This window comes from Arcicella rigui (assembly GCF_034929435.1).
In the GTDB taxonomy this organism is placed as follows: Bacteria; Bacteroidota; Bacteroidia; order Cytophagales; family Spirosomataceae; genus Arcicella; species Arcicella rigui.
Window position 1 is genome coordinate 24,583 of record NZ_JAYFUM010000026.1, and the last position, 21,251, is coordinate 45,833.

Annotated in this window: 15 protein-coding genes; 6 read left to right on the forward strand and 9 right to left on the reverse strand. The window is 35.6% G+C overall.

What is annotated here, in order from left to right; all coding sequences use genetic code 11:
* Nucleotides 1-8 precede the first annotated feature (8 nt).
* From VB248_RS19250 to VB248_RS19285, 8 genes are all read right to left on the reverse strand, one after another.
* Entirely contained in the window at nt 9-2,090 is a 2,082-nt protein-coding gene (locus tag VB248_RS19250) for a hypothetical protein (RefSeq protein WP_323298456.1), read from the reverse strand.
* A 44-nt stretch (nt 2,091-2,134) separates the two neighbouring features.
* Complete coding sequence (locus tag VB248_RS19255) at nt 2,135-3,634, reverse strand: RagB/SusD family nutrient uptake outer membrane protein (protein WP_323298457.1); 1,500 nt, start codon at nt 3,632-3,634, stop codon at nt 2,135-2,137.
* Nucleotides 3,635-3,869: 235 nt separating this feature from the next.
* Complete coding sequence (locus VB248_RS19260) at nt 3,870-7,301, reverse strand: SusC/RagA family TonB-linked outer membrane protein (protein ID WP_323298458.1); 3,432 nt, start codon at nt 7,299-7,301, stop codon at nt 3,870-3,872.
* 307 nt (nt 7,302-7,608) lie between these two features.
* Entirely contained in the window at nt 7,609-8,721 is a 1,113-nt protein-coding gene (locus VB248_RS19265) for a FecR family protein (protein WP_323298459.1), read from the reverse strand.
* 354 nt (nt 8,722-9,075) lie between these two features.
* On the reverse strand, nt 9,076-9,666 hold the full coding sequence (locus tag VB248_RS19270; protein WP_323298460.1) for an RNA polymerase sigma factor: 591 nt from the start codon (nt 9,664-9,666) through the stop codon (nt 9,076-9,078).
* A 229-nt stretch (nt 9,667-9,895) separates the two neighbouring features.
* Nucleotides 9,896-10,570, reverse strand: a complete 675-nt coding sequence (locus VB248_RS19275) for a hypothetical protein (RefSeq protein ID WP_323298461.1) — start codon at nt 10,568-10,570, stop codon at nt 9,896-9,898.
* 13 nt (nt 10,571-10,583) lie between these two features.
* Complete coding sequence (locus VB248_RS19280) at nt 10,584-11,219, reverse strand: hypothetical protein (protein WP_323298462.1); 636 nt, start codon at nt 11,217-11,219, stop codon at nt 10,584-10,586.
* A 262-nt stretch (nt 11,220-11,481) separates the two neighbouring features.
* Nucleotides 11,482-12,240 (reverse strand): sensor histidine kinase, encoded by a 759-nt coding sequence (locus tag VB248_RS19285; protein ID WP_323298463.1) that lies wholly within the window; start codon nt 12,238-12,240, stop codon nt 11,482-11,484.
* Between the two features lie 493 nt (nt 12,241-12,733).
* On the opposite strand from VB248_RS19285, the gene VB248_RS19290 reads away from it, so the two are divergent.
* The 3 genes from VB248_RS19290 to VB248_RS19300 all read left to right on the forward strand — a co-directional run bounded on the left by VB248_RS19290 (nt 12,734) and on the right by VB248_RS19300 (nt 15,137).
* Nucleotides 12,734-13,546, forward strand: coding sequence for a sensor histidine kinase family protein (locus VB248_RS19290; protein ID WP_323298464.1), 813 nt, complete (start codon nt 12,734-12,736; stop codon nt 13,544-13,546).
* A gap of 8 nt (nt 13,547-13,554) precedes the next feature.
* On the forward strand, nt 13,555-13,860 hold the full coding sequence (locus tag VB248_RS19295; protein WP_323298528.1) for a sensor histidine kinase: 306 nt from the start codon (nt 13,555-13,557) through the stop codon (nt 13,858-13,860).
* A gap of 641 nt (nt 13,861-14,501) precedes the next feature.
* Nucleotides 14,502-15,137: a response regulator transcription factor gene (locus tag VB248_RS19300; RefSeq protein WP_323298465.1), complete on the forward strand. Its 636-nt coding sequence runs from the start codon at nt 14,502-14,504 to the stop codon at nt 15,135-15,137.
* Between the two features lie 624 nt (nt 15,138-15,761).
* On the opposite strand, the gene VB248_RS19305 is transcribed toward VB248_RS19300, so the two are convergent.
* Nucleotides 15,762-16,727, reverse strand: coding sequence for a hypothetical protein (locus VB248_RS19305; RefSeq protein WP_323298466.1), 966 nt, complete (start codon nt 16,725-16,727; stop codon nt 15,762-15,764).
* Nucleotides 16,728-17,229: 502 nt separating this feature from the next.
* Between VB248_RS19305 and VB248_RS19310 the strand changes: the two genes are divergently transcribed.
* From VB248_RS19310 to VB248_RS19320, 3 genes are all read left to right on the forward strand, one after another.
* Nucleotides 17,230-18,936 (forward strand): GMC family oxidoreductase, encoded by a 1,707-nt coding sequence (locus VB248_RS19310; protein ID WP_323298467.1) that lies wholly within the window; start codon nt 17,230-17,232, stop codon nt 18,934-18,936.
* 18 nt (nt 18,937-18,954) lie between these two features.
* Nucleotides 18,955-19,419 carry a VOC family protein gene (locus VB248_RS19315; protein WP_323298468.1) on the forward strand — a complete coding sequence of 155 codons (465 nt, stop codon included), beginning with the start codon at nt 18,955-18,957 and terminating at the stop codon, nt 19,417-19,419.
* A gap of 280 nt (nt 19,420-19,699) precedes the next feature.
* Nucleotides 19,700-20,929 (forward strand): multidrug effflux MFS transporter, encoded by a 1,230-nt coding sequence (locus tag VB248_RS19320; protein WP_323298469.1) that lies wholly within the window; start codon nt 19,700-19,702, stop codon nt 20,927-20,929.
* Nucleotides 20,930-21,251: the final 322 nt, after the last annotated feature.

Genomic DNA, 21,251 nt, shown 5'->3' on the forward strand with positions numbered 1-21,251 from the left:
TATTAAAATTAATTAAGAGAAATATCATCAAACAAATAAGTGAAATTGGCAGTACCGTCGCCCATAATGCCTAAATCAAAAATCAAGACTACTTTTTGATATGATTTACCAGCATTGATAGCACTGAAATCAAAAGTCAGTTCTTCCCAAGCGTTGGCTTTTGTAGTAGTAACTTCTTTTTCAAAACTGATACCTCCGTCTGTAAGATTTTCTACTTTCAATAATACCTTCGCTCCTACTCTTGGCGAAAACACTTTCATTTTAAAAGTCTTTTTCGATGAAAAATCAATCGGATTATCTAAAGTAAGGAATGAACCTCCCCAAGGCTGTCCTGCGTTTTTCACCATCTGAGCTACTTTTGAAGAAGTATTAATACCACTTAATTTCGGGTTGTCGATAACTGTAACACTTCCGCCATCAAAATTCAAAAATTCATACTTCAAACTTGCTGATTCAAAACTTAAAGGAAGTGCCAAAGTATTGTTGGTGGTTGTTGCAGTTGCCAATTGTACATCGTCCCAATAAAATACTTTGCCGTTGCCTGCCGTTCCGAAGTCGAAGAAAATAGAGGCTTTTTGATAAGTATTGGCTAAATTCAAAGCACTTGTTCCTGTGGCTTGTTTTGAAAAATCAAATACCAATTCTTCCCAAGCTTTTGCAGACTTAGTCAGTACTTCTGTTTCTACCGAAATATTCGGATTGGCACGGTCTTCAATTTTTAATCTAATAGGAATACCTGCCGCTGGCGAATATACTTTGATACTCATTTTAGGATTCGCAGCCGTCAATTTTATTGCCGATGCAAAACCGTCTGGCGTTCCAATTGTCGTTCCTGCCCAAGTTTCAGCACCTGCTGGTTTGGTGGTTATTTTTACTTTATTGCTACTGTTTGTAGGGTCTGTTCCGTCGATAGTACTGTTATTTCCAAAATCCGTTACGGTATAATTTACGCCTGATTCATCAAAAGTAACAGGTAAATTAATTTGCGAAAGCACGGATACTTTGCCCAATTTGATGTCATCAAAATAGAAAGTAAAGTTATTTGAGCCATCGCCCATTGTTCCTAAATCAAAAATCAACACGATATTTTGATAAGTATTGCTGGTATTAATTGCCGAATAATCGAAGGTTAAAGTTTCCCATTCGTTAGCTTTGGTAGTGGCTACTTCTTTTTCAAAATTCAATGCACCGTTTGAAGCATTTTCTACTTTTAATAATACTTTCGCTCCTACTCTTGGAGAAAGTACTTTCATCGTAAAGGTTTTATTGACTGAAAAATCCATCGAACCGCCCAAAGTAATTAAGCTACCTCCCCAAGGCTGACCTGCATTTTTAACCATTTTACCCACTTTAGCAGAAGTATTGATGCCTCCTGATTTTGGATTACTCACAACCGTTACATTTCCACCGTCAAAATTGCTGAAAGTATAAGTTTGTCCTGCTGTTTCAAAATCTAAAGGTAATAATACTGGATTCACGAGTACCATGGTTTTGCTTACTTCTGCCGTGGCAATTCCTCCGCCTACTGCTACTACTTTAATAGTATAATTACCCGCAGTGGCATAAACGTGACTAATAGTTTCGCCTTCTAAAAACGACTGCGGTACTTCTTTATCTACATCGCCAAAATAGACTTTGAAAACCGTTTCGTTGGTAGCTTTTGCAGTCACATTTACTTTCAATGGATTTGCTGGGTCGATAGTAGTAGTTACTTCTAAATTTTCTGGTCCTTTAAATGAAACCGTTAATTGCTGTGTAGCTTCACTGGTTTTTCCAGTAACACTTTTGCCTACAATTTTTACATTATAAACCCCTTCGGCATATTTATGCTTGATACTTCCGCCCGACTCTACGGTTACGGGCGTAGCAGTGGCATCGCCAAAGTAAATATCAAAAGTAGCAACGCCTTCGCCATTGGGCGTGATAGTTACCAAACCGGTATTGTCTTGTGTAATATCAAATAATGCCGAAAGTTTGGCAGGTGCTGAGGCACTTTCTATAAAAGATATGTCGTCGTAAATCTTGCCATTACAGCCGAGCATAACAGCCAAGCAAGCGACGATTGAAAATATTTTATGTATTGTTTTCATAAGAATTTCTTTTGGGATTTTGAGCGAATAAACTCGCTTTGTACTTAATAACCAGCATTTTGCGTTAAACCAGACACATCAATTTCTGTCTGTGGAATCGGGAACACTTCGTTTTTCCCTGCTACAAAACCTTTTAGTTTACTGCTGGCTTGTCCTGTTCTTACTAAATCAAAAAAGCGGTCGCCTTCCATGCCAAGCTCCAATCTACGTTCTGCCCAAATCGCTTCTTTCAAAGTATTTCCTGTGGCAGCAATGTTATGATTATTGTCGCCAAATGCTCTTTGACGTACTTTATTCAAATAAATTTGAGCCGTTGCATCATCAGGACTTGCCTTTCTATTCAAAGCTTCGGCATACATCAAATAAACATCCGCCAAACGAATGATTCGCTGATTATTCAAATAATTCAATTCTATTTGTCCGCTACTTTCGCCTTTTCTTGGCAAGTATTTTTGGTTGTATAAACCTGTATTTTTAAAAGGAGCTACTTGATAAGTAATGCCAAAATTGGGGTTTGCTGCTTTGTAAGCCTCGATGTCTAAACAAGTAACATCTTTTCTTTTATCGCCATCGGTGTAAGCTTTGGCTAAATCTTGAGTTGGCAAATTCGTACTCCAACCAGCCGCATAAGGACTCGAACCTGTCAGCCCTCTGATACCGCACTGTTGTACTGCATAATTTCCTTGTCCTCTCGTAACGCCGCCCCAGTTGTAATAAGGAGAAGCATTTGAATATTGAATTTCAAAAACTGATTCAGCACCATTTTCACCAGACTGCAAGAAAATTTCACCAAAGTTCGCTACCAAAGAAAATGGCCCATCTACAACACTTTTGAGTACAGGAACAGCCTCAGCAAATTTGTTTTGATACAAATACACTTTGCCCAAAAGTGCCTGAGCAGCATATTTTGTGATTCTTCCATTCTTAGGATTTGCCGTAGTCAATGAAGCAATTGCTGTCGTTAAATCTTTTTCAATTTGGGCATATACTTCTGCTTTTGTGGCTTGTTTCAAGGTTTTTGAATCTGCAATCCCTAATTTTTTTTCAGTAAATAAAGGTACATTTCCGAATACTTTTACCAAGTTGAAATAGTAATAAGCTCTTAGAAAAGCGATTTCTCCATAAAGTGCGTCTTTGCCCGAAAATGCAATTACTTCGCCTGCTGGGTTGGCATCTTTGTACTGAAACAAATAGTTGGCACGGTTGATGCCTTCATAAGAAGCTTTCCAGATTTCTGCCAACGTACCGTTTTGAGCCGTCAGCGTAAAATCGTCAATATTCTGCAAATCAAGCACATCAGAGGCATTTTCGCCACCCGCCACCGCATTATCAGAAGCGATGTCGCCGATAGGAACTACTTGATTGAGCCATTGCATTGGCGTATAAACGCTTACCGCCATACTTTGGTAATCTGCTTCCGACTTCAAATAATCTTGGTCGGTTACTTTATAATCATCTTTGGGGCTGTAATCAACCCATTCGCTACAACTGGCAAAAGTCAAAGCCAATAGCACAAAGCCGAGAATGTTTTTTATGTTTTTCATTGATATTATTTTTTAATGCTGGAAAGCTTTAGGCTATGAGCTGTGAGCCTTGAGCTATGAGCATTTTCTATTAAAGCTACTATTACAAAAATTTCTTTACTCAAAGCTTATGGCTGTGAGTTTTGAGTGGTGAGCTATGAGCTGTAAGCCTTGAGCAATGAGTATGTTTTATTTTCAAACTACAAATACAAAAAGCTCAAATCTCATAACTAAAGGCTTATAGCTTACGGCTATTTCAAAATTTCACATCCAAACCAAACGACCAAGTTCTTGCTTGTGGATATACCCCACGGTCAACACCAGTGTCTAAAACGCCACCCGGAATTTCTGGGTCGTAGCCAGAATATTTCGTGAAAGTAAAAGCATTTTTTACCTGTGCGTACAGACGAATTTTACTGATAATGCTATTGCGGAAAACCGATTTTGGCAAAGTATAGCCAATTTGTATATTCTTGATTTTCACGAAAGAACCATCTTCAACGTAGCGGTCAGAAACACGAATATTGCTGTTGGCATCTACAAAAGTAAAGCGAGGATTATTGGCATCGTTGGTTGTGCCTTCGCCCGTCCATCTACCCAAAACCGACCTTGCTTTGTTCGAGTAAATCGCATTTCTTTCATAGGCACGGTAAACATCATTACCCACCGAAGCATAAGTAAACATATTGAAATCAAGATTTTTGAAGCTCAAGCCCAAATTCCAACCCATCGTAAAATCTGGGAACGGATTGCCAATATTAGTTTTGTCTAAATCTGTAATTTGTCCGTCGCCATTCACATCTACGAAACGAATATCGCCCGGTACTGCTCCCGTTTGTTTTGGAGCTTCAGCAATTTCTTGTGCGTTTTGAAACAAACCTGCTGTTTTGAAACCATAGAAATACCCCGGAGCAAAACCCTGCTGAAAACGAGTAGCCGACTGCGACTGTCCGTTGAAGTAATAACCACCCGGAATAATCGCTGTACCGTCTGAATTGGTAGCGGTAACCAAATTTTTAGAAGTCGTGAAAGTAACATTGGTATTCACTTTCAAATCTTTTCCAATGGTAGTATTGTAGCCCAAATTCAAGTCGATACCGCTACTTTTGGTTGAACCAATATTAGCAGTTGGAGCAGCAGCCACACCTAAGTACAAGGAAATAGAAGGCGTAAATAATAAACCATCAACGGTTTTATCGAAGTAATCAGCAGAAAGTGACCATTGATTATTGCCAAAACGTACATCAAAACCAATGTTTGATTGTATCTGTTTTTCCCAACGCAAAGTAGTATTTGAATATGACCCAACCGTAGAACCAGTCGTGAAATTATTTCCGAAAGTATAGCCATTACTGTTGGCATCGCCTGCATAACTTGGGCCGCCCGAAATAATACTTACATATTGTGGATTTACATTTTCGTTACCAATTGAACCATAACTTCCTCTGATTTTCAAATAATTTAAAAAATCAAGATGGTAGAAATCTTCATTTGAAACCACCCAACCCAATGAACCAGCATAGAAATTTGCAAATTTATTGTCGATTCCGAAAGCATAAGAACCATCACGGCGAGCCGAAAAGGATACCAAGTACTTGTCTTTGTAGTCATAGTTTACTCGACCAAAATACGATAAATTCTTTCTAAAATATTGGCTATTTCCCATGTTTACGGCATTGGTATTGGTTGCCGAATTGATGCCCGTAGCCGAAGTAATGTCTGCAAAAGTCCAAGAATTAAATGGCACATCCTGACGAGAACCATTAATTTCATCTCCTGCTACTTTTGACAGTGAAAAACCTGCCACAGTTTCAAAATTGTGAACAGCATTTACTTTAAAATTATAAGTAGCGTAGTTTTCAAAAGTGAAAGTATTGTCTGTTCTTTTCGATTCATAAACGCTATTATGACGGTCGGTAACGGTTGAGCCGTCGGCATTCATTGTATTTTCTACGTTGAGTGGGCCGTAAAAAACCAAAGGCGTAAATGATTTAAAAGTATTGTTCCAATTGGTATAACCAAAACGAGAAAACAAAGTCAAGTTTTTGATTACTTCATATTGCAACTCTAATTTTCCGTAAAATTTATTGCCATTACTCTGGTTATAATTGTTCTCTAATTTGGTTAGAGGATTAAATATTTCAGAAAGTAATAAATTACTGAATCCGTATTTTCCCACGGTATTGGGTACTGTATTCAACACCGAAACCGTTGGGTCGAAATTCAAGGCACTACCAATAATAGAATTAAAGGAGTTTTCTTGCACGCCTACACTTTTGATATTGACATAACTGGTATTGGCAAGGAATTTTAATTTAGGAGCAATATTAAAAACCAAGTTTGTGGTAAAGTTCAAACGGTTAAAATTGGAGTGGTCGCCTCCGCCTACGATACCGTCTTGCCCCAAATATCCACCCGAAAGAAAATACTGTACATTTTCGCTACCGCCTTTTACCGATACATTGTGCGATTGCAAAGGAGCATCTTTGAATACTTGTTTCTGCCAGTCTGTACCAACGCCCAATTTTGATAAATCCTTAAAAAGAATTCCACCACCAGAAACAGTACTTCCTTCGTTCAAAATCGCAGCGTACTCGGTGGCATTCAACACCCCGATGGTTCTCATTACTTGTTGTACACCATAATTGCTACTGTACGAAATCTCCGCTTTTTGATTTTTCGCTCCGCTTTTGGTTGTTACCACAATTACGCCATTACCGCCTTTTACACCATAAATAGCCGTAGTAGCGGCATCTTTCAACACGTTGATAGATTCAATATCGCCAGAATTGATGGAATTCAAATCGTTCAAAGTTTGTGGTACTCCATCAATAATTACCACGGGGTCTGTTCCCGAAAAAGAAGGAATCCCACGAATCAACACCGTAGGTTTTGAACCGGGCGAACCATTTGAAATCACCGTAACGCCCGAAGCACGTCCTTGCAAAGCATCTTCTGGTCTTACAGGTCTTAATTTTTCAATGTCCGCTCCTTTTACGGTTGAAATCGCACCCGAAACATTCGTTACTTTTTGCGTACCATAACCTACTACCACTACTTCGTTGAGGTTTTTGGTATCGGCAACTAAAGTAATATTGATAACAAAACGATTACCAACCGTAATTTCCTGACGGTCGTAACCTACTGAACTAATGATTAATACCGATTTTTCACTGGGAACAGTTAGGGTAAAATTTCCTTTGCCGTCGGTAGTTGTTCCTAAAGTAGTGCCTTTGATGGCAATACTTACACCTGCTATGGCTTCGCCTGTTTCGGCATCTGTGATTTTCCCTTTGATATTTTGTTCAACGCTCGTAATATCAAAATCTGCCATTCCTTCGATTTCGAGGGCGGAGGAACTTTTGGGCGTGGCTCTTTTGAGCAATATTTTTCGTCCAACTACTTCATAATTAATTTTTAGAGGTTGCAGTAATTCCGCCAAAACCGTAGAGAGTTTTTCTTTGTTGGCAACAATACTTACTTTACGGCTCGCCATAATCAACTGCGGGCTGTACATAAATTTTACGTGTGCCTCGGTTTCTATCTGCTCAAGAACTTTCTCGACTTCTTGAAGATTGCTATTGATACTCACCTTTTGGTCGAGTATTTCTTGTGCATTCGTAGTGGCAGCATTGGCAAACGAAATACACAAAAAAGTAATAATGGTCTGGAATAAACTGATTCGCATGATCTTAATCGGAATCTTGTTAAATTGTCGATTTTTTGACATAATTTTGGATTGTTGGTTTGACGACTGACAAAAAGAATCCCCTCATCAATAAAATTGATGATTCAAAGCCTGAGAACTTTTGGGGATGTTAGGTCGGTGATGTTGGTAGCATCATCGACTTTTTTTATGGCAATGTTTGAGGATTTTTTAAAATTGTTTTTGTTGTTTGATGTTTGTTTTTGGTTTTAAAAATTACGTTTTGAAAATCTTGCGTGACATAAAACATTTGTGTCACGCTGTCTATTTAATTTGGTTATGGTGATACTTAGTTACAGCCCTTGCCTTCTATAAAAATTTGTCCATCTTTTTCGGTATAAGTGGCTTCAATTACTTTACAGATAAGATTGATTTTTTCAAAAAGTGGCTCATCGCCCAATTCTGCCGTGAGCTGGCAAGAAGCCATCAAGTTTTTATCATAAATAATCTCTATGCCATAAGATTTTTCTAAAGTGGCAAATACTTCATTCACAGGTATTCTTTTGAAGACAAAATTCTCACGCTGAATACTTGGCAAAGCTACTATTTGTGGCACAGACAATATTTCTGGCTTGGCAAATTGCCATTTTGGACGAATAAAAGTGACTTGTTGATTGGGTAAAATCAAAATGCCTTGTAAATCTTTACGTTCTTTGTAGCTTTCTGACTTTGCATCTTTTTGAGTAAAAACCGATACTTTTCCTGATTTTACAAATACTTGTACATTTTTATCACTTTCAAAAGCTTTGATGGTAAAGCTTGTTCCTAATACTTTGGCTACTAATTCGTTGGCAAAAACAAAAAATGGTTGATTGGCATTTTTGGCTACTTCAAAAAAAGCTTCACCCGAAAGTACTACTTGGCGTTTTTCGCCTGTGAATTTTTCGGGATAGCTTAATTTACTTTTAGGTTGAAGAATAACCGTACTTCCATCCGACAAAGTAATAAGTTGAGTATGGTCTGAATTGTTTTCAGTTTCAATGATTCCATTTTTTTCACTAATCTGTGCCACTGCTTCTTGATAAATCGGCGAATCATGCTTCGTGAATTTTGCATTAATCAACCAAGCAAAAGCCGCCACCAATAGCAACGAAGCCGCAATACTTAGTCTTCTGAACAAAGGAGTACGCCAAAAATCAACTTTAAGGATTTTTCTCTCTTCGGCAGCATCAACAATTTTGGCAACCGCCTCAGCGATTTCCTCCTCACTAATTTCGTCTTGTGCATTTCTTATTGCCAAAACTATATTTTTAGCCAATTGAATTTTTTCAGTTTGGTCTGGATTTTCAGCTAACCATTTTTCCCAGAAAGCACTTAATTCAGGCGAAGGATGAAGTATCCATTTCCTGAAATCAGTATCCAAAGCGAAATCATTGGCAGTATATTTTCTGTAATCTAACATAGAAAGTTTTGCATTATTCTGTACTTATATAAAGAAATAGCCGATGGGTATGTTTACATACTCAGTTGAAGGAAGATTTTTTTTTGAAGTGGACTTGAGGACTTGAAGACTTGAGGACTATATGAATTGGAGACTTTAAGATTTAGGACTTTAGGACTCTGGATCTGAAGACTTTAGACTTAAAGATTAGAGCTATTGAAATTTAAAAGATGATAATACTTGTAATTTGATGGCAAAAAAACAAATACAAAGGTCAGAAGGCTTAAAGACCTAAAATCTTCAAATCCAGTATCCTAAAGTTCTAAAATCAAGAGTCATAAAGTCCAGAATCCTAAAGTCTTCAAGTCCATAATTCTAATTCCTAAAGTCTCCCAAAACCCAAAACAAATACAAAGCAAGAAACCAATTTTGTTTTAAATTTTGAATGGAGCGATGAAGTAGATTTGAGGCGGACTGACGATTCATTTCCATGATTTCGGCAATTTCTTCGATACTCAAACCTTCATAAAATTTTAAGAAGATAATTTCTTGTTGGCGTTTGGGTAAAGACGTAAGGATAGATTTTAGTTTTGCTTCATTTTCATAAAATAATTCTAATTCTATGATTTCCGATTCTGGATTAACGCCCTCGCTAATGGGCAAATCAGTATCCAAATCGTCAGCGATATTTCGCTTTTCTTGGTTGAGTTTTTTGAAAAGATTATTACGAAGAGATTTTAATAAATAAATCGTCACGAATGGAGACGATTGCAGTTTTTCACGATGATCCCAAAGAAAAAGAAAGAGGTCTTGGATACAATCTTTGATAAGTTCTTTGTCTTTGGTAAACTTTGTAGCATAATTATAAAGCACTCGATAATGGCTGTTTGCAAGTTGCCCAAGTGCCTGACTATCACCTTCTTTAAAGGATTTCCATAGTGCTGTATGATTGTTATTATGCTCCATTTTGAAAGAAAAGTATTGCAAAATACTGCAAAACAATCAATAAATACTACAATCTATACAAATCAACCAAAATTGATACAGGTCAAAGTAGCGTGCAGTATTAACCCAAAATGGCGTTGAATGTTTGATAAGAATTGATTTCGTTCTGAAAAAAAGCATCAAAAAGGGTTCACCTCAAATACAATTTGTGACTAAAACCCAAAATTGTATTGAAGTAAACCCGATTTATTTATTTGAAAATATATCTAATACCTAAGCCGTAGCTTAAAGAAACATTTGGACGAAAATTATAATTGAATTGATTGAAATTTCCTTCCACAGAATCGCCATTTCCAATAGTGTAATATTGATGAGTATTTCCCCAAGAATAGCCCAAACTGGCAATGTTCGCATTCAGCAGATTGGCAGTAACACTAAATCTATCGTTGACATGATACATGAATCCACCACTACCATACAAATTTAAGTTGACCGAGTTGCCCACATTTTCTGTAAATCTAATAATCCCATTGCTTTGTGGTGTTGATGTGTAATTTTTGGTATAGCTAACGCCACCCATGATTCTACCATATACCCCAAACTTTCCGAAGATACTTTTGTAATACTCTTTTCCTTTGGCAAAACTGATATTTAGAATATTGTTTTCATAGGGACTATTAGTGACTTTAATTAAATCTAAGGAAACATTCATTGAATAAATATTGGCAACATTTGGTGAGGTGTACTTTCCCCAATCTACCCCAATACCATATCTTTTTTGAGGTATAAGATCTTGCTTTAGAGGGTGATTAATGTTCAATGAACCTTGAACAAAAGTATTACCAGTACTAAATTGAGCTTTTGCGGTGATATTTGCGAAGAAGATTATCGCTAAAATTGAGAGTATTTTAATATTTGATTTCATTTTTTGGGAAGGTTTAGAAGGTTTTACCGATAGAAATTGATAATGAGTTTACATTCATAACACTGTTAAGTTGAAGTTCTGTGGCGATAGAATTACCATATCTTTTTTGATACGCTCCAACATTTATCAAAGAAGTTTGTCCATTGATGAACCACTTTTTATTGACAAAATAACGTAAACCAACATTCAAGCCTGATTCAAGCGAAAAACTATGATAGGATAAATCTTGACTACCCGTTTGGAAACCATAGCTTCCACTGGCATACACTTCTCCAAAAAGAGCAAGCGATTTGGTCAAAGGCTTAAACTTGGCTACAAAATAACCACCACCAACGGTATGATAATACGTTTTACTCTTGGTTTGTCCGCTACTGATATGATAAGTAGAAGCATCTAAATTATAATTGGCAAACCAACCTTTGGCAAGGTAATTTTCTGTAAAAACACCTCTTTTAAAACTTAGTGAAGACCTATTGCTGGAGGATTCTTCGTGATAAGAATAAGGAGTCACAATTTTGGAAGCACTTACATTTCCCGAAAATGCACCTTCGAGTTGCCAATACTTTGTACCTGTTTCATACTGAGCTTTAGAGAGGAAACTTACCATGAACATCATCATCGTAAGCAGGAAGAGTTTTTTACTGAGCATAGTGATAGAGATTTTTTAAATTATTATTGTTTTACTTAACGTCGGCGAAAGTAGTAGCCACACAGACAGCAAACAAGTAAGCAATAGCCAAAATGACTATATTTAAGAGTATTTAACACTTTTAGGTGCTGAAAATGATTTTTTACCGTAAAAAATGTTAGACAGTTTTTGTACAACCCATTTTGAACACTCTATAATCAAACAAAAAAAACGGTTGCGAATTTTACAATTTGCAACCGTTTTTTACTTATAATTTTAATAACTACACTAAAACGTAAGGTAATTTTATCATAAAAATTGTCCCAGCTTGTTCTTGACTACTGAGACTCAATTCGCCGTTGAGTTGTTGGGTAAATTCTTTTGCGATGTCTAAACCAAGACTAATATTGTGTGGTTGTAAAATATTTTTGGTTTTAGGAGAAATGGCTAATAGCTCTCTTTTTTTTGAATCGGGAATGCCAATTCCATAGTCTTTAACACTGATAAGGAAGTGATGCTCGAAATAACTTAAATGTATTTCAGGATTTTGGGCAGAATGTTCAGAAAATTTGAAGGCATTTTCGATAAGTTGGTTTAGGATTTGTCTCAAAATTAATCTATCTGAAACAATCTGTTTTTCGCTCGGAGGAAGAAAAAGTTTGATTCCTCTATCCTCATACACTTCATCAAATTCATCGGCAATTTTTTCAATAAACTTTTTAATCTGAATCATTTCTTTCTTCACAAGTAATTCGCTCTCAATTGATTCATCCAAGTTCAAGGAGTCTGTAACAATATTGGTCAATCTGTGTACTTGTGACACAATATTATTCAAATGGATAAAGGCTTTATGGCTTAACTCCGCATCGTGGGTTTGCCCAATGTACATATTGAGTAATTCTGTTGAGCTAAGAATAATGGATAGTGGTGTCCTAAATTGATGAGATACTTCTGACAAGGCATGAGACTTCATTCGATTCAAGTGTTTTTCTTTAGCCAATTGTAACTCGGTATTTTTGATAGTTTTAATGCAGGATTTCACAATGGTATTTAGGTTTATGTATGTGTGTGTTCAAAAAATGTTCATTCTTTCAATTTTTGGAAGAAACGCTTATTTCAGAAAAGCTTAATTTATATCACTCTACTAACAGTAATTTCGACATCAAACTCATTTATTCATATTTCAAGGAAGAAGCACGATTGATATTTTGATGTAAAACTTAAGCAATCATTTTTAAGTGCAAACTATACATAATAAGCGAGCTACACAATAGCTATAAGTAGTTAAATACACCCACAAATCAAATCTAATATTCATAAATGCTTGTAAGTTGTTAGCTCCAATGTTAATTTTTGCACATAAAATTGGATTGTGATAATTATTTGCTCCTTAGTTTACAAAAAATGACTCCCAATCTAAACTATTTCACTTCAAGCCTCAATAATATTACTCAAAGGTTTTACAGTATAATTATCTCAAATCATTTTATAAAATTTCAACATTTATCCAATATAAGTAAATAACAGTAATCAATATGCCACAAGAAAAGCTTTCAAAGACCCAAGTACCTCATCCCGTTGAGGACTATATGTATGCCATTAATGCAAACTATGAATTTATATTTTTCAGTAAAAGCTTTGCCGAATTGTACAAATCAATTCATTCGGAGTATCCAGAATTGCACAAAAAAAGTTTGATTTTTTCAAACCCAATCAAAGATGTAGAACTTTTATCGCTGTCAAGCCGATTAAAAAAATCATTTAAAAAGGCTTTGAATGGCAAGTCTTTTCAATTGATGAAAAAAATCAATACAAAAGTTTTTACTGAATTTTATTATCCCATTTTTGATTCAACCAACAAGGTGGTCGGATGTGTGGTGCTGGGAAATCAATTAATAGAGCATAATAAATCTAATACGGAACTACAAAAAATAGTAGTGGAGCTGAACAAAGAACTCAAAAAGGAAAAAGAGAAAAATCAGACCTACTCAAAATTGGTAAACATGACCTACCACGAAATTAAAACGCCAATTTTTTCTATTCTTTCAACCTTAGAAACCGTTGATGCTTATATTTCAAATCAACAAAATGATAGTCTAAATTTTATCAGTAAAAAAATGCGTGTAATTCAGTCGGAAACAAACAGAATTGCCAATATGATTAATCATGAACTAAGTATCGACAACAGTATTTTCCTGAAAAGAAATATTATTAAAGAAGAAGTTGACCTTTTGAAATTGATAGAGGCTATCATCGAAAGACAAAACAGGCTTCAGAAAGACAACCGAAAAGTGGAACTTAGTGTAATTGGAGAAAAAAAAAAATCTTTGCCAATCCACAGCATTTAATTCACATTATTGATAATCTTCTTTCAAATGCCTTCAAATATTCTTATAACAAACCCAATCCAAGAGTAGTGATTTCATTTCTAAAAGATGAATTTCAGATTTTGGTCTTGGATTCAGGCATTGGCATTCCGCACAATGAACAAGCATATATTTATGAACCTTTTTTTAGGGCAAAAAATGTTGGTTCGATTCAAGGCAACGGACTTGGTTTAGAAATTGTGAAAGATTTAGTTTTACTGAATAATGGCTACATCAATTTTGAAAGCAAAGAAAACCAAGGTACTTTATTTAGTGTAGGTTTTCCATACATTTAGACCTTCACGTTTGTTACACTTTAAGCATATAAAAGTCACTTCGTTTCTTACAAAATTTTGTATGCTACCCTGTTATTTTCAAGTTTTCTCATCATTTCTGTCTCTTTTTTTCCTCTAAAAAACGAAATAAAGACAGCATTGAAATTTTAATTATTATTAAAATATACAATAGGAAAAAAGCTTATTCAAAAGGAACTGCCTTGTATATAAGTATTTAGCAAATAAAATTCTAAGTATTTTTTAGTCAACGATTAACATAAATCAAATTAACTATAATTAGTAATTGTTTACTTTAAAAATAATACTGAAATTTGTGAGGCTAATAGCAGCGACTAACACACAAATTCAACATTAAAGACCATTTAATCACTATGTTAAAACAACCTGTAACCTTTTTTTTGTATAAAACTACCTGTTTTGTACAAGCCAGAAAGCTCGCCCAATTTCTCACACAATGCCCTCAAAAAACTTCTCTATTTTCCTTAAAAGCTTTACTAATGTGATTTCATAATTAACATAAAACTTTTTAGTCAATAAAGTTTTTGTCAGGAATACTGTTATCTGTCGAATCTATGTTCGATGATTTTCTGTTTTACATAAAATTCAGATAGTAGAAATTGGCAATTAAATCAAACAAGTATATGAAAATACCATTAGGAATTATCGAAGATGATATTGTACTAAGAGAAAGTATTGAATCGTTTTTCTCTGCCTACTCTCAGATAGAAATTGTATTTTCTTTAAGTAGTATCGAAAACTTTCTTTATAATGAAAAAAGGATAAAAAAAGCCCCCAATATAGTTCTGATTGACATTGCTTTATCGGGGCTATCAGGAATAGAAGGAATTAGTATTATTCGTAGTTTTTACCCCAAGACAAACATCATTATCATAAGCGGCGTATGTAACGAAACTTCAGTTTGGAAAGCCGTGATGGCGGGTGCAAATGGCTATTTGAAAAAGCCTTTTTCTCTGAAAACAATCATTGATAAAATAGAATTACTCACCAATAGTGGAACACTTATTTCGCAGGAAGTCGGTGAAGTTTTGTACTCATTTCTTTCTAACAAAAAGAAAGACAAGCAGATAGCTATTTTTGGACTTTTGACAAAAAGAGAAATTGAAGTGGTAAATTTATTACTGCTTGGATTTTCGTATAAGAAAATCGCAGACAGTTTAAATGTAAGCTATTATACCGTGAATGCCCATATCAAAAACATTTATGGAAAACTAAAAATAAATTCAAAGGATGAACTAATAATATTATTTTACCAATAACAAAGGCTTTCACTTTCTTGGTAGAGTATAAAGTTTAGAACTTCGCCTTTATAGATACTAACTAATTACTAATTATTACTAACACACACAATCATGTCAAATCTTACGCAAAATTACTTCCCTTTGTTGGGAATAATTGGTCTGTTGTTTTCTTTTCAAGTATGTATGCTAATATATTATTTTTCAAGGAAATCAGATAAAAACCAATGTCCCGTATGCAACAACAAACTGAGTGGAACAAGAGTACCAAGACCCTTTCTGGTAAAGCTATTCTTATCAATTTATATTCATGACATACGCTATTATAAATGTTTATCTTGTTACAATCATTTTTTCATTAATCCTTCAAGTCAAGAAAAAACTAAAGTTGAGCAAACTGATTCAACTCAACACAAAATTTAACCTCAGCGTTATTTTTTATTAAAATGAAATTCTATAAGTATGGCTGAATTTTCAAAAACATATAGTCAATAACGTTCTTTATCTTATCCTGTCTTTGTATGAATGTTAGGAAGTACAAATTCGTAAGCAAGAATATATAGATATTTCAAAAAAAAGAGCATGCCAACGATTGTTAGCATGCTCTTTTTTATGGGAAATTATTCCTACAATTAGCTTTGCGTGTTACTTCTGTACTTTAATATCAAAAGTAATCGACCCAGCCGTACCTACCACAATATCTGTGATTTTCACCAATCCTTTTTTACCTCTACCATTCGAGAAAGCATATACTTTATCTTTTTCAACAACAATAGATTGGTTTGTAGAAGGAATTGTTAAAGCGGCTAAAGCGGCATCATTTACAGTAGCGAAATCTACCGAAGAAGGTGCTGCCACAAAATAAGTAGCCGACCCTCCGCCTGTGTACGAGCCTGCACAATCAGTAGAAGCACCAGCAGCAGTACTTAATCCAAATGAAGTACTTCTGGCAGGGTTCGACATTAAAGTTGATTTCAAAGGAGAACCTACCGAAGCATAAGTAATATCAACATATTTAATGTTTGAATCTAAATCACATACTTTATAAACGTCACCTGTTGCCGAAGTTACTCTTGAACCAAGAGCGTTTGTTTGAGCTCCTAAAGTAATGCCTGGCCAAGAAGCGATTTGTGCTTCAGATGAAATATTTACTACCAAAGTTTTACGAGTAACGTTTGCCGAAGTGCTGTTGGCATCAGTCGATGTGTTATCATAAACATCAAAGTGAATATACACTTTACCCGAACTTGGCGAAACTGTATAATCAATCGTTTGAGTTTGTTCGTCTTTGTTTTTCAATTTGATTTCAAACAAAGGCGTAGCATTCTTAGCTCGATAGTTAGCTTGAGTTTCTACAAAAACACGTAAAATACGTGGCTTTCCGCCAGTAGGTGTTTTTTTAATCAACAAGGAAACGTTGATGTTGTCGGCGTTGGCAGCTACTACCGAAGGATTCGCATTCAAAGCTGGGTCGGTAAAAGTAACATCCAAACTTCCCGTTGCCGCAGGCAAAGAATTATCAACAGGAGTTGGTTGAACGTCTGGCGTAACACCACAAGCAGCTACAATGGCTACTAAGATAGAGAGGAACAAATAAGAAAGTTTTTTCATGATTTTAAAAAATAAAATGTAAGGGTTATTAAATAGTACTTCAAATAATACGTAGATAAAAAATTAAGTCACTCAAAAACACAAAAACCTTCTGAATAAAGCAACTGTCAGGCGAAAAATTCCAAATGATGAATCTTTATAAAATTATACTTCTGTTTGATTATTTAAGCTTTAAAAGAGAAAAATTAAAGTAATATTAAAAATTTATTAATTTACTTATTTTCAATAAATTAAAGCTATTTATCTCAACTAAAATAAAGAGCTTCTTTTGAAGTTTTAGTTGACCATGCAAAAATACAAAAAATCATATTAAGAAACAGCATTTACTTGAATTATATACTGTCGTAGCCAACGAATTCGCTACGGTAGTTAGGGAAAATTAGCCCAAGATACCTACAATAAATCCTTGTTGAATTAAAGTAAAAGTATAAATTCGTTAAAATTCAGAGTCAAAAATCTAAAATCATTATCCATTTTAGCAATCACAAAAAACGCTTTTTTTATGAACATCAACTTAAATAATTATGAAAAACAAACTTTTGATGCCATTGTAGTAGGTTCGGGAATTAGTGGCGGATGGGCTGCTAAAGAACTTACAGAGAAAGGTTTAAAAGTGTTAGTATTAGAAAGAGGAAGAAATATTGAGCATATCAAAGACTATAAAACTGCCCTAACCGACCCTTGGAATTTTGAACATGGCGGAAAACCTACTTTAGATATTATTGAAAAACATCAAATACAAAACAGAACTGGTTTTGCTATTTCGGAAGCTACGCATGAGTTTTTTGTAAACGACAAAGAAAACCCATATCTCGAAACAAAACGTTTTGACTGGATTCGTGGCTATCATGTGGGTGGGCGTTCTTTGATGTGGGGACGAGTTTCCTTGCGTTGGAGCGACCTTGATTTTGAAGCCAATTTAAAAGAAGGAATCGGCACAGATTGGCCCATTCGTTACAAAGATATTGCTCCGTGGTACGACTACGTAGAGAAGTTCGTAGGCGTTTGTGGCAACAAAGACGGCTTAGCACATTTACCTGACGGACAGTTTCAACCGCCCATCGACTTTACTTGTGCCGAAGAACATTTCTCGAAAGAAGTACATAAAAAATTCCCAAATCGTTATTTAATTCACGGTCGTGGGGCTCATATTACGCAACCAACAGCCGAACAAACAGCTTTGGGAAGAGCTTCGTGCCAGTCACGTGATATGTGTATGCGAGGCTGTCCGTTTGGGGCCTACTTTAGCTCACAATCAGCTACTTTGCCTGCGGCAAAACGTACTGGCAACCTAACGATTCGTCCACACTCTATCGTAAATTCAATTATTTATGATGAACAAAAAGGCAAAGCCAAAGGCGTAAGAGTCATTGATGAACGCACGGGCGAATGGATGGAGTTTTTTGCAAAAATCGTTTTCTTGAATGCTTCTGCTTTGGGTTCTACTTTTATTTTATTGAATTCTACTTCAAAACGTTTCCCGAATGGCATGGACGACAGCGGTCAGTTGGGGCATAATGTAATGGATCATCATTTCCGTATTGGAGCTTGGGGAGAATTAGATAAATTTCAAGATAAAGTACAAGTAGGCAGAAATCCTGTGGGCGGCTATGTACCAAGATACCGAAATATTGGTAAAGACAAACGAGATTACTTGCGTGGTTTCGGCTATGAAGGCGGAGCAAGACGTTCGAGAAAGTATGTAGACGAAGATGCTTTTGGGGCTGATTTCAAAAAACAGCAAACAGAATTTGGCAATTGGAGTATGGATTTGGGAGCTTTCGGTGAATGCTTGCCTTATTATGAAAATAAAGTAGAACTCTCGAAAGAAATTACTGACAAATGGGGACAGCCAGTATTGAAAATGGATGCGGAGTTCAAAGAAAATGAAATGAAAATGCGTGTAGATATGAAAAACGATGCCGCAGAAATGTTAGAAGCAGCAGGTTTTAAAAATATCAACACTTTCGACGACGCTACTTATCCCGGACTGGGAATCCACGAAATGGGGATGGCTCGCATGGGACATACGCCACAAAATTCGGTACTGAACAAATGGAATCAGGTTTGGGCTTGTAAGAACGTTTTCGTTACCGACGGTGCGTTTATGACTTCGGCATCTTGTGTAAATCCGTCGCTTACATATATGGCAATGACGGCACGTGCAGCCGACTATGCCGTGAAAGAATTAAAGAAAGGAAATTTATAATTAACCCAAAACAATCCAATGAAAACAATTTCATTCATCGCTACTTTATTGATAGCAATTAGTGTAGGTACTCGTGGTTTCGCACAGGACACACCCAAAAAAGGCATCCAAATTTTATCATACAATCACGTGGGTTTAGCCGTGAAAGACTTAAAAGTAAGTGCTAAATTTTACAGAGAAATCATAGGACTTTCGCCAGTGGATGTGCCTGATAATTTAGTATCTATCAGAAGATGGTTTAAAATCGCTCCCGGACAGGAACTTCACTTACTTTTGGGTAGAGAAAATCCCGTAGCCAATAACGATAAAAATGGAGCTCACTTTTCGCTTTCAATTCCTTCTAATTCTGCTGATGGCATTGAAGTATTTTTGAAAGAAAATAACATTCCATATCATCGTCAAATGCGTTTTGATGGAGCATTTCAAATTTACGTTACCGACCCAGACGGCTATGTAATAGAATTGAATGAGCCCAAAAAATAGCGTTTAGAAATTCATTTTTAGAGAATTGAATTAAAATTATTTTCAATTCTGATTTGAATATTTACTTGACAATCAATTTCTAAATTCAAAAATCAGCACTCTTAATTCAGCACTCCAAACGTAATAGTCATTAGGTTTTCTAATGACTATTTTTCTTTTAAGGATGATAAAACAAGGCAAGGCTTTCAAATCATATCTATAAATTATGGAATTAATCTTGGAAAAATACTGTTATCAAAGCTCAATCTTTTCCAAAACTCAATTATTTTAAATTTATACAATGTCAAAAAAAACATATTACTCCCTAATATTGATTTTAGGTAGCTTAACCGCCCTTGCTCCTTTTTCGATTGATATGTACTTGCCCGGCTTCCCTGCCATTGCCAAAGATTTGAATACAACTGCTGCAAAAGTATCGCTTACCTTATCAGGATTTTTTATCGGAATTTCGGCTGGACAATTACTTTACGGCCCATTATTAGACCATTTTGGTCGTAAAAAACCACTTTACTTCGGCTTAACTATCTATATTATTACTTCTATTGCTTGTATAAATGTGCATAATATTGATAGTCTGATTGTACTTAGGTGTATTCAAGCACTTGGAGCTTGTGCCGCTACTGTAGCTTCAGTAGCCATGGTGCGTGACCTTTTTCCTGTACAAGATAGTGCTAAAGTATTTTCATTATTGATGTTAGTGCTGGGCGTTTCGCCCATGATTGCCCCAACCGTTGGTGGTATGGTAACGGCTACTTTTGGTTGGCAAGCTGTCTTTATTATTCTTACTGTCATTGGTATTATTTTACTCTTGGCGGTTATTCTTTGGCTTCCCAACAGTTTTCAGCCCGACGAATCGCACTCTTTGAAACCAGAACCTATCATTCGGGATTTTATTTCTGTGATTGTAGAACCTCAATTTTATACCTATGCCATCACGGGTGCAGTGGCTTTTGCTGGATTATTTGCCTACGTTTCGGGTTCGCCGATGATTTTTATGAATGTTTTTGAGGTAAACGAACAAGTATATGGCTGGATTTTCGCCTTTCTTTCTATTGGATTTATCGGAGCGAGTCAGCTCAACAATCTTGTTTTGCGTAGATTTAAAAGTGAAAAAATCGTTCAAGTTGCCCTAACGACCCAAGTAATTGTTGGCTTTATTTTTTTATTGGCTTCCTATAACGATTGGCTCAATTTAGGATTAACTATTTTCTTATTATTCTTGTTTCTATCTTGTATTGGCTTTGCCAACCCAAACATGGCGGCTCTTTCTTTAGCTCCTTTTTCAAAAAATGCAGGAACAGCCTCCGCTTTGATGGGAGCTTTACAAATGGGAATGGGTTCTTTGATTTCGGTAGTCATCAGTATGTTCGACGAACCTTCAACTTTCCCGATGGTAGCTTCAATGGCTGGTTCGGCACTTTTAGCAAATATCATTTACTTTCTTGGCAAGAAAACCATTAAAGAAACCATAGAAATGGGCGAAAATATAGATGCGGGTTTGGTGCATTAAGAATTAAGATTTTAGCTATGAGCTGTGAGATTTGAGATTTAATTGTTAGTTATGAAGTTTTCGGATTTCAGATGTCGGATTTCGGCTTTATTAAAGGATTTTTTAAGAAGTATTTTATGAAAAACAAAGTCATTTTATCCAAAATCAGAAATCCCAAATCCAATCCTAAATAGCCTTTAAACCTTTGTACAGTACTAATGATGATTTATATCTTAAACTCTTTTTCTTGAATCTTTTATCTTGAATCATAAATCTTATTCCCAAAGTCTTGTGTCTTTTATCTTGTCTCTTTCATCTAAAAATCCTAAAGTCTTAAAGTCCA